Annotated in this window: 4 protein-coding genes, 8 tRNA genes, 1 rRNA gene and 1 riboswitch; all 13 genes read right to left on the bottom strand. The window is 35.6% G+C overall.

Annotated features, from left to right (window positions below; genetic code table 11):
• Window positions 1-308 precede the first annotated feature (308 nt).
• Window positions 309-1,757 carry a purine-cytosine permease family protein gene (locus HNQ37_RS07775; RefSeq protein WP_183540985.1) on the bottom strand — a complete coding sequence of 483 codons (1,449 nt, stop codon included), beginning with the start codon at window positions 1,755-1,757 and terminating at the stop codon, window positions 309-311.
• A gap of 295 nt (window positions 1,758-2,052) precedes the next feature.
• Window positions 2,053-3,003 carry a Rossmann-fold NAD(P)-binding domain-containing protein gene (locus tag HNQ37_RS07770; RefSeq protein WP_183540988.1) on the bottom strand — a complete coding sequence of 317 codons (951 nt, stop codon included), beginning with the start codon at window positions 3,001-3,003 and terminating at the stop codon, window positions 2,053-2,055.
• A 1,748-nt stretch (window positions 3,004-4,751) separates the two neighbouring features.
• Window positions 4,752-4,824, bottom strand: a tRNA-Lys gene (locus HNQ37_RS07765).
• Between the two features lie 3 nt (window positions 4,825-4,827).
• Window positions 4,828-4,901: transfer RNA gene (locus HNQ37_RS07760), tRNA-Asn, on the bottom strand.
• Window positions 4,902-4,907: 6 nt separating this feature from the next.
• A 5S ribosomal RNA gene (gene rrf, locus HNQ37_RS07755) occupies window positions 4,908-5,023 on the bottom strand.
• A gap of 3 nt (window positions 5,024-5,026) precedes the next feature.
• Window positions 5,027-5,100, bottom strand: a tRNA-Ile gene (locus tag HNQ37_RS07750).
• 63 nt (window positions 5,101-5,163) lie between these two features.
• Window positions 5,164-5,234: transfer RNA gene (locus tag HNQ37_RS07745), tRNA-Gly, on the bottom strand.
• A gap of 7 nt (window positions 5,235-5,241) precedes the next feature.
• Window positions 5,242-5,314, bottom strand: a tRNA-Phe gene (locus HNQ37_RS07740).
• Between the two features lie 62 nt (window positions 5,315-5,376).
• Window positions 5,377-5,450 (bottom strand) — tRNA-Met (locus HNQ37_RS07735).
• A gap of 28 nt (window positions 5,451-5,478) precedes the next feature.
• Window positions 5,479-5,568: transfer RNA gene (locus tag HNQ37_RS07730), tRNA-Ser, on the bottom strand.
• A gap of 28 nt (window positions 5,569-5,596) precedes the next feature.
• Window positions 5,597-5,668, bottom strand: a tRNA-Glu gene (locus HNQ37_RS07725).
• A 1,117-nt stretch (window positions 5,669-6,785) separates the two neighbouring features.
• On the bottom strand, window positions 6,786-8,054 hold the full coding sequence (gene eno / locus HNQ37_RS07720; RefSeq protein WP_183540982.1) for a phosphopyruvate hydratase: 1,269 nt from the start codon (window positions 8,052-8,054) through the stop codon (window positions 6,786-6,788).
• A 67-nt stretch (window positions 8,055-8,121) separates the two neighbouring features.
• Window positions 8,122-8,186, bottom strand: a riboswitch (Fluoride riboswitch).
• 260 nt (window positions 8,187-8,446) lie between these two features.
• Window positions 8,447-11,116, bottom strand: coding sequence for a DNA polymerase I (polA, locus tag HNQ37_RS07715; RefSeq protein WP_183540979.1), 2,670 nt, complete (start codon window positions 11,114-11,116; stop codon window positions 8,447-8,449).
• Between the last annotated feature and the right edge of the window lie 495 nt (window positions 11,117-11,611).

The raw sequence follows: 11,611 nt of genomic DNA, 5'->3' as shown, positions 1-11,611 counted from the left end.
CCTTTTCTACTTGTCTTCTTTCAAATTCAAGTATAAGAAATTCAGGTGTTTTTTTCTTGCTTCAGGTGGCTAAACTAATTTTACAATTTGCCAAATAGAAAAGTAGTTCCAGAAATTGAAAAACCTAGAACTACTTTTTGTTATTACTCAGACAACCACAAATATTTATAAAATTTATTATTTTTCTTTATATACTCAATGAGATTAAAGCTTTTCTGCCCTATTCACATTGATAAACCCACTTTTGCAAAAATACGAAGAAATAATTTCTAAAATCACTCCTTCGCATTCTAATAAATCAAGCTAACTTATTTCGATTCTTGTTCCTTGATACGTCTAATGTTCAAGAATGGGGTAAAGAAACCGAATATAAGAGCAATAATAATTCCAAGTCCACTGTAACCCCAAACATTTATGTCAAGATGAAGCGGTTTAAATAAGAAACCAAGCCAACTTAACCATGATAGACTTTGCATAGTCAAGCCCCATCCTATAAAGGTTGACACAATCATTGAAATAATTGCTATCCAGTTAACTGAACCATAACGTCCATTTTCATCGAAAAGATCTTTTTCATCATAATCTTTTTGTCGAAGAACAAAGTCCCCCAAGAAAATTCCGCCCCAAACTGAAATTGGGACACCAACAAAGCCGAGAAAGGCTTCGAAGGGACCAACAAAATTTTTGGAGAACCAAACAATAGCGATTGTTCCCAAAAACATGACGATACCATCAATACAAGTTCCCACCCATCTTTTAATTGGCAAGCCAAGAGAAAGTAGAGTCAAACCAGATGAATAGATATCCATTACAGCACCAGAAACGAGAGAACCAACAGCAACAATTATAAATGGAATAAGATACCAAGTTGGCAAGATTGTCGCAAGAGCTCCAATTGGATCTGCTGAAATGGCCTGACCAAGTTTGGAACTTACACCACCTGGCTGAGAAGCAACGAGCAAAAGTCCAAAGAAAATTAGAATCACTGGAGCAAGGGTCCCTCCAAAAGTTGTCCAGCCCACAACCGATTTACCAGACGTCTTACGTGGTAAATACCGCGAATAATCAGCAGCTGAGTTGATCCAACCTAGACCAAGTGCCGTTGCAACCATGATACCTGCACCAACTGTGGCTTGCCAAGAACCCGCCTTTAATTGACCCAAGCTAGATAAATCTATCTTGTGAGCTGAAAGTATAAAGTAACCAATTGTGACAATTGATAAGATAATTGTCAACCATTTTTGAACGTTCATGATTGCATCAAGACCAAGAACGCCAGTTCCCACGATGATGACAATAACCACAATAAAGGCAATAACCTTTGTCATATTACCACTGGCCCATCCCAGTTGTTGGAAAACTGTTGCCGTAGCAAGGGTTGAAAGAACTACCAAAACCGTTTCCCAGCCAACAAGCAAGACCCAAGAAATGATTCCAGGAAGAATATTTCCTTTTACACCAAAGGCTGCCCGTGAAAGCACCATTGTTGGGGCTGACCCACGTTTACCTGATAATGAAATAAATCCAACAAGTAAAAATGAACCTAAGGCTCCAATTACTGCAGCAATTAAAGCTTGCCAAAAATTAAGACCAAATCCAAGTACAAAGGCCCCATAAGCAACTGAAAGAACCGAAATGTTTGCTGCAAACCACGGCCAAAAGAGTGATGAAGCTTTTCCTTTACGTTCTGACTCATCAATAACGTTAATTCCGTTTTGCTCAATGGTAAAACTTGAATTTTTATTTTCTTTTTCCATAACTCTCCTAGGGAACTTCCCCCTTTTATTGTTAATATTATAACAAAAAAAAAAGCCCAAAAGCAAAACTTGGACTTTCTCTTCAAATTATTAATACTTGTACAAAGTAGCTATTGCCTAAATATATATATATTATAAGCCGACTAATATTTTCTTTGCTATTCTAGTTGAGTTTATGGAGAACAAGAATCAGATCTTACAAATTGTCCTATCAAAGAGGTCTGATATGGCTAAGGACGTTAGACAATTGTTGTAGGTGAATCAAGTCTGATAGACCTTTACTTTTTGGAAATAATTATAATATACCTTTTGTATTTTGATTTCTGATTTCAGTAAATCGTGTAACATCTTTTTTGAATACATAATGACTTAGTTGTTGGCTTAGTATTCTACTAACATTACGGTAGGCAATAGAGGGCGTGTTAGGAACGACATAGTAATAAATTCCATCTTCTTTATAAATTGAATCGGAAAGTTCTGTAAAATGATCTCCTTGAATGGCATTTCCTGCATCTGCTGCAATATCAATGATAAAGGTCCCATTTTTTAATCTTTTTTTTGCTTCAAGTGATATTATTGGCTCATCTTTTGGTCCTATTTCGATACCATTGATAATAATATCATAAGAATCAAGCGTGTCTTTAAAGGTCGGCATTGTTCTGCGGTAAAACATTCTTACATTGGAAGTAAACTTGGAGATTGCATAAAATGCGCCTTGAGCAACATTTCCTGAACCTAAAATGGCGATTTTTTTATTTTCATCAGGGATAAGACCATATTTGAGTAGTGCATCCATGGCTCCTGCAGCGCCTGCATAAAAACTGTTTCTGTAAAGAACACCTTGAGGAATATCTGCTTTGCATACTTCATTCTTATAAAAAATCTCGGGGGAGTTATTGTCCAAGTCAACCACCACCAAGCCTTTTGGCTTAGCCTGATTGTCCATAAAAGATTTTCCTGATCCGTAAGGATGGGTCCATCCAATAATCAATTGAGAATTTTGAATAAAAGGATAATCTATGGGTTGTATAAGTTTTAATGAAAAAATTGCTTTTGCCTGTTTAAAAACTTCTTCTCTTGGTAGAATACGGCAACCCATTCTTTCATAGTCAGCATCTTCAATGTCAAGTAGACTTCCGAAGCCTTCCTCAATTAATAAGTCGTTATCAAAATCTTTGATATCTTCCGGCAAAAGAGGAACACGTCGTTCTCCTGGAAAATTTGATTTAATGAATCCTAAAATCATAATAAACCTTTCTTGAGATACCATAGAAAATAAATTACTCTACCTTGTATCTCTTTATAAAGGATAAACCTTTATTACTCCCCGGCATTCAAACTTTTCATCCGTCAGTATTTTAATAATCTTTCCTATCAGTTTGATTTGATTTATACTACCAATCATCTCCATCATCATCTATTATAGGTGAGAGGGGACTCGCCTGCCCCCAGTGTAACACTTTACAGGTAAAATAGATAGGTCCCCCCCTTCAACACAAGTAAATATCAACTTAATCACAAAGAATTAGAGATGCTTAATAGTAACTTTATCAGTTGCTACAAGTATGAGCCAAAGCTACATTAAAAAACCTTATATTTCTAAATTTTGGGTCTTCCCAAGCAACAAAAATGTATTTATTAAGATTTAAAAATTTTTAAGACTATCTTTTTTATTTAAAAAAAACTTCTTTACCAAATCTAAGTTTAGCCCAAGTTTTGTTATATCTGGAGGAACGCCCATAATCTGCTTCAGAGAGTGGAAAATAATTACAAATAGAACGCATCTAAACCTCAGTTACAAATACTAACTTAACTATCCCATTTCAGCTTGGCTTAAACTGGTGATTCATTATACTAAATCAACCAAAATAGGCTACTCTGGCAACTAAAGTACCCTCTTTAATTTCTCAAATTTGTCATGAATTTCTGTAAGTCACCTACAAAGTCAGAGAAGAACTTAAATAATACTGGGTAAACAATTTTTTTATATTTTTAACAACTAGATCTAAAATACAGAAACCACCAACCCTGATGATTTGAACAAATAAATAAAATAATCAAGTCATTATTTAATGAAGCAAGTCCCTCCCATCTTTTAAATTTAGGATAATAGTTTCTTGTATCATGCGATTTAGTATGAGTCTTTATGTCCCATTATTTAGTTTTGAATCTTTGTTTTTATTTCTTATTCAACTTATTTTTTTGAAAAAGAATTTTGATAACAACTTTTGAAATTTATTTAATTCCTTTTCAATTATTAAAATAAAGCCATTTCAAAACGCAAAAAAAGCACCGATTGAATACCGGTAGCTTACTCAGTGTATTGATCCGTCGACTAAAGTCAAAGGGGGTACTCTCGCTCTAGCTCAACCGAGGCAAATGCCAATGGTGCTAGATGTCATCGGTCCCAAACAATACATAAATAGTCGGTCAAAGTTTGAGTAAACGCGTATATTCCAGTGCTTCTTGTATTCTTATAATAGCATTTTCATCCCCAAAAATCAATGAGGCTTATCTGACGCTCTTCGTGAATTTAGCTACAAAGTCATAAAAAACAGCTCTCCGGTTGCCACAAATAAGAATACTCCAACAAGGACTTGAACCAGTTGCTAGATCGGTCTTTTAAAGTCCTCCGGTACAAATATTAAAATCTACTAAATCACCATCACTTTATTTTGAACTTCAAGTTTTTAACCATTTCAGATAGTATCATGAGTCAATGTTTTGTTTGTTCAGTCGTTTAAGTAAAAGTTACTCAATACGCTAAAGCTAATCAACACATGATATATAAATATCACTCTCGTTGTGCATGCACACCAATTTAACGATAAAAAAATCACACTTTTATTCGTGAGATCTTTTCAGAGTTTTAATTGGTAAAATTCGGTGCAAAACTTTTAATTTCATATGATATTTTATAGTATTTTAGAGTTAAAAAAACGCTGATATAACAACATTTTTAGGCTTTTCAGGGTTTTTAACTGCTTAAATAAATGCTCCGGCAGGGACTCGAACCCTGGACCCATAGATTAAGAGTCTACTGCTCTACCAACTGAGCTACCAAAGCAAACTGCGGTTGTCGGACTCGAACCGACGACATCATGATTAACAGTCATGCGCTACTACCAACTGAGCTAAACCGCAATGTTAACTAGGCAATGACCTTATCTCACAGGGGGCAACCCCCAACTACTTCCGGCCCAAGAGGACTTAACTACTGTGTTCGGCATGGGAACAGGTGTATCTCCTCTGGCAAAATTACCTAATTATGGGAATTCTAGGACTCGAACCTAGGACCCCTGCGTTATCAACACAGTGCTCTAACCGACTGAGCTAAACTCCCAAAAAATTTAAATTTCAACATTCATTTTAACTAATGGACACCTAAACGTTCTCTAGAACATTCAGCGGGTGACGAGAATCGAACTCGCGACAACAGCTTGGAAGGCTGTGGTTTTACCACTAAACTACACCCGCAAGGGTATGGCGCGAGACGGAATCGAACCGCCGACACATAGAGCTTCAATCTATTGCTCTACCAACTGAGCTACCGAGCCATAATCTAATTTTGAACGTCATTTTAAAAAATTAATTTGACTTTCCTCATGCATTACATGAATTGCGGGAAGAGGATTTGAACCTCTGACCTTCGGGTTATGAGCCCGACGAGCTACCTAACTGCTCCATCCCGCGATAATATAAAATCGCCAAAGGCAATACAAGGAGGATGTGGGATTCGAACCCACGCGCGGTTTTACCCGCCTGACGGTTTTCAAGACCGTTCCCTTCAGCCGGACTTGGGTAATCCTCCATAACTAAATTTAACTTTTTGTGGTTAATAGTCCGTACGGGATTTGAACCCGTGTTACCGCGATGAAAACGCGGTGTCTTAACCCCTTGACCAACGGACCAAGATGTTCTGCTCAAACAGTACTTTAATATCTTATCATATTTATTTAGAAATGCAAGTATCAAGTATTCATTCCTTAAAAATTTTTAGATATTATTTGTGTTTGTAAGTAGCTCATGTTTGGAGCAATTGTTGCAACTCAACTATAATAACAAAAAAGTATACAATTCGCAAGCGATAGGTATACTTGGTATGTGGCAGAAATTTGTTGATGTTACAAAGATATCTCATAAATTAAAACGGCAGATTGCTTTCATGAACGAAATGAGATTTTTTGGGGCAAAGTTCTCCCTGACTCTTTAATAATCTTTACTAGGCTATCAAAAACAAGCTTGAATTTATAGAAATTAATATTTTCATAATCTTCAGTTACCCAGTTTTATAAGTGATCTTTTCCTATTTCCCTCTTCTTTAGAGACTCTTTATCGGGAAAAATATATAAGGGATTTAATGCTTTAAAAAGTCCTAAGTCAGAAAAGCTAATATTAAGCCTAAATCAATTAAGTTTTGAGGTCCGATAAAACGAAATTTGATACTCAAATTTTTTACCATTATATTTGATTAATTTTGGGTAATTTATATATAGATTTTTCAAAGCAGACTTTAGGTAAACAATGTCCATTTTCATTTATTATAAACGTTAAATAATACAAAAATCTACTATTAAGTAATCTCTTTCTCTAACACTCAAATATTCATATCCAATTTTATACTCAAGATCCTTATTACTATTTACAACAAAGTGAACCGGGCTATTTAAGCTTGAATTTCCAATAATACTATTTGATTTACCTCGATCTGTAACTTCATGTTTCTGGCTTTTGAAAGGTAGCTGAAATAAATTTGCTGCTGGTCATAAATAAAAAATTTACGATTGAAAGTATTAGAAGCACCATCAAAATAAACATACAAAGCTGTATAATACTTTATAATCTAAGATATTTTAAATAAAATGTTTTTCGTACTACTTTTATAAAAGTGCCCAAAAGAAGTGTTCTTTTGGGCATTAAATTAAATATAATAAGAGAGAATTGAACAAGTCCTTACTTGTTCAATGTTACCAAATCTTGGTATGGAATCTTATATTTTATCAATATAACAGTAATATCTCATTATTCTTATTTAGGAAATTTCGAAAGATAACTACTTTCACCTAGCTCTTCTTCAATACGTAAAAATTGGTTATACTTTTCTACTCGCTCACTTCGTGCAATGGAACCAGTTTTTATTTGACCAGCACACATGGCTACTGCAAAGTCAGCAATGAAAGTATCCACCGTTTCGCCTGAACGATGTGAAATCATGGTGTTATATCCATTTTTTTTCGCTAACCTAATAGATTCGATTGCTTCAGAAACAGTGCCAATTTGGTTAAGTTTAATTAGGATGGCATTACCAATTCCGCGTTTAATTCCTTCTTTAAAAATAGTGGGATTAGTTACAAAAATATCATCTCCCACTAATTGAATTTTATTACCTTGGACTTCAGTCTGTTTTGCAAAGCCATCCCAGTCATGTTCAGAAAAGCCATCTTCAATTGAAACAATAGCTGGATATTTTTCTACTAGGCTTTCATAATAGTCTAAAAGTTCCAAAGAAGTTAGTTGTTTCCCCTCAAAATTATATAGTTGTGTGTTAATATCATAAAACTCACTTGAGGCAGGATCAATTGCAATTGCAATTTCTCTACCCGGGACATAACCAGATTCTTCAATGGCTTTATATAAAATGGAAATAGCATTTTCAGTAGAACCGAGTTTTGGAGCGAATCCTCCTTCATCTCCAACGGCAGTTTCTAAGCCCTGATTAGCAAGAATTTTTTTCAAGTTATGATAAATATTTGCTACTTTTTCTACACCATCACGAAAACTTTTACGCTCAACTGGAGTAATCAAGAATTCTTGTACATCGATACCTGAATCTGCATGAACACCTCCATTTATAATGTTGAAAAATGGTTGAGGAAGTTCCAGATTGATTCCCCCCAAGTAACGGTATAAAGGAAGATGCAAACTATTGGCTGCAGAACGAGCAACTGCCATTGACACTCCAAGAATTGCATTGGCTCCTAGATTTGACTTATTTTCTGTTCCATCCTGATCAATCATCATTTGATCAATATCTGTTTGATTAAACGGTGATTGACCTGTAAGTAATTTATTAATCTTTATATTGACATTTTCTACTGCTTTGGAAACTCCTTTTCCTTGAAGTCTAGGACCTCCGTCTCTTAACTCAACCGCTTCTCTATCTCCTGTAGATGCTCCAGACGGAACTGCAGCACGCCCGAAGCTTCCATCTGTTAGCTTAACATCAACTTCAACCGTAGGATTTCCCCGTGAATCAAAGATTTCTCTTGCATGAATATTTTCGATTTTGATAGACATAATGTATCTCCTTTTTTATAATTGCGCTGTGAGCTAAGAAAAAAGCGCCTACAACGCAAAAACTATTTGCATTGTAGGCGCCATTAGTTTCAATTGAAACGGTTTCGGGTGTGCACCATACCCATCTATATTCATATTATAACATAATACTGTTTAGAGGGGGATAGGAGAAATCTTTAATATTTGACCAAGTGACCAATACAGACTACAGAATTTGAACCTACAAAACCGATTTAATGATGTCTGATCAAAAATCAGCTGCTCAGTCAATTGAGCATAATCTACAAATAAAAAAGAGAATAATCATACTCTATTCTCTTAAGATATTCAATTTCAATTTTAAAAAATTGGTTTCAAGAAGCTCTTGTCGCTTACGTATACTTTTGTTAAAATTATTTTGCCTCGAACCACGTTAAACCTGTATTTTCCTCTACTTTAAGAGGAACAACAAGTTTCACCGCTTTTTCCATAGTTAATCTAACAAGTTTCTTAACAACTTCAAGTTCTTTTAGAGGAACATCTAAAATAATTTCATCATGAACTTGGAGTAATATTTTAGATTCCAAACCCTCACTTTCAAGAGCTCTATCAAGATTAATCATAGCAACTTTCAAAATATCACCAGCCGATCCTTGAATTGGTGCATTGATGGCCTGACGCTCAGCTGCTTGACGTACTGAAAAATGACGTGCATTGATATCTGGTAACTTACGACGGCGATTAAACATCGTACTCACATAACCTGTATTCTTCGCTTCACGTTTTGTTGTTTCGATATAGTTAGCAATCTCAGGATAACGAGCAAAATATGTACGAATAATTTGCCCAGCTTCTTTATTTGGTATTCCTAGGCGACGAGCGAGTCCATATTCCGTCTCCCCATACGAAATTCCAAAATTAACTGCCTTTGCAGAACGACGATCATTTGCCGTCACGTCTTCAGCATTTGCTATATCAAAGACACGCATGGCAGTTGCTGTATGAACATCTTCATCATTCTTAAAGGCTTCAATCAAATTTGGATCTTTCGAAATATGGGCCAAAACACGTAGCTCAACCTGTGAGTAATCAGAACTCAAAAGAACGCTGCCTTCACTTGAGACAAAAGCTTTACGGATCTTACGCCCTTCTTCTAACCGAATTGGGATGTTTTGTAAATTAGGATCAACAGATGACAATCGCCCTGTCTGAGTCAAATCTTGAACATAGCGCGTATGAATCTTTCCATCTTCAGCAATTTGAGGAATCAAGCCTTGTACATAAGTGGATTGGACCTTGTTAATTTGACGGTATTCAAGAATTTTAGCTACGATTGTATGCTCTGAAGCTAAACCTTCAAGAACATCAACTGCTGTTGAATAGCCCGTCTTTGTCTTTTTACCATGGGCGAGTTCAAGCTTATCAAAGAGAATCTCCCCAAGTTGTTTAGGAGAGTTAATATTAAAGTCAGTCCCTGCTAAGTCATAAATCTCGCGCGTTAAATTAGATAACTTAAGTTCATTCTCGTTGCCGATCTCATGGAGCGTCTGAGCTTTAACTTTAATCCCAGCTATTTCCATCTTGGCCAATACTTCCGCAAGTGGCAATTCCATCTCCGTTAAAAGTTGGTATTGACTATTTTCTTTAAGTGCAGAAATAATCGATTCTTTTGTTTCAGTAAGGATTTTTATCTTACGGGCAAGGTGCGGGAACAGTTCTTCATCAAAAGGAAGCGCGCGTTTAACTCCCTTACCATAGATTTCATCATCGCTTACCAAATGCTTCTTTGCATAGAGTTGAGCTATGGTAGAAATTTTATTGTCCTCGGTCGTAGAAACCAAATACTTTGCTAACATACTGTCAAAGCCAACCAGAGGAAGCTTTATACCAAGGCGACTCAATAGAACTCTATTTTTTTTGAAATCATAGGTATTTTGAGGGAATTTAAAATGTTTTAAAAGCTCGATATTTTTTGATACATATTGTTTTTTCACATTGCCCCAAGCAAAAACAGCAATATTTTCTCGATGATAATTTTCATTCAGAATTTCAATATAGAAAAAGTCATCTGGTTGAATCTCTGGATTCTCATTTACTTCTTCAAAATTAACTTCTATCTCTTTCGTTGAAATCTCCGGATCCGATATTGAGAAGTCTGTGTATTTGACTTCATCACGCTTAGGAGAAGCTCCTACTTTTCCCTCAATAAGTTGTTTTTTAAAGACATTAAATTCCATTTCACCATAAAATTTAAGTAGTTCTTCTTTTTTGGGCCCATGATAAGCCAAATCTGAAAGATTAATTTGAATAGGAGCTTGAGTATTAATAGTTGCTAATGCGCGCGCCAGATAGGCTTTATCTTTGTCAGCAATAATATTTTCTTTGAGCTTCGATTGTTTCATCTCATCCACGTTGGCATACAGGCCATCTAGATGACCATACTCAGCCAAAAGCTTAAGTGCAGTTTTCTCACCTACCTTCGTGATGCCTGGGTAATTATCCGAATTATCTCCCATCATCGCTTTAAGATCAATGAACTGATCTGGCGTAAGACCCATTTTTGCCATTAAATAATCTGGTGTGAAAGCTTCAAACTCAACCACACCTTTTTTGGAGATCTCGACAGTTGTATTGGAATCTGCTAACTGAATCATATCTTTATCACCTGTAACGATAGTGACCGTCCATTCCTCACTTTCGGCCATCTTGTCAAGTGTTCCAATGATGTCGTCAGCCTCATAATTGTCCAAATCATAGTGAGCGAGACCTAACTTGTCAATCATGTCCTTTATAAAAGGCATTTGCTCACGAAATTCTTCCGGTGTCTTTGCACGACCTCCCTTATAATCCGAAAACATCTCTGTACGAAAAGTTGTTTTCCCGGCATCAAAAGCTACCAAAACATGTGTAGGTGAAATTCTTTGCATCACATTTTGCAACATCAAGTGAAAACCATAGATCGCGTTTGTATGCAAGCCACTTGGTGCTCGAAACCGATCAATTTGATTGTACAGAGCAAAAAAAGCTCTAAAAGCAACGCTAGAGCCATCTATTAGCAAAAGTTTATTCTGTGTATTTACCATAAATTGATTATAACAGAGTTGAAAGAACTTATCTACTCTATTATTCTGAGAGGGCTTTAAAATTCCTTGTAGTATAGTAAGACTGCTATAGATTTTTTTCCTTATCTTTTCATATCAACACTTGACTTGATTCCCAATTAACCTTGTTGGTATTCTTAACCCTACGAATAATGAAACGCATAAATTCGTGTACATACAAATCTTGTCATTTACCCTTCCTTTAGATTTTCCTAATAGGGACTTATAAAAACAACTTAGCAAAACTTAACCCAAAAATTCTATCTCTTTTATCCACACTAATAAATTCTTGATCTAAATATTACTTTCCAACTACTTCATAGGAAAGTAACTATGACGAAGTGAAGGCAACCGTCGGGACCAATTTTATATAAATTATTTTTGGCAAATTGCAAATTTAATTTAGCCACCCCGATACATCTGAAATGGTGTCTGATACTTGAACATTTTTCTTGGATAATGATTCATCCAAGTCTC

It is taken from the genome of Lactovum miscens (assembly GCF_014202895.1).
Taxonomy (GTDB): domain Bacteria; phylum Bacillota; class Bacilli; order Lactobacillales; family Streptococcaceae; genus Lactovum; species Lactovum miscens.
This window is presented reverse-complemented; position numbering and strand designations above follow the sequence as displayed.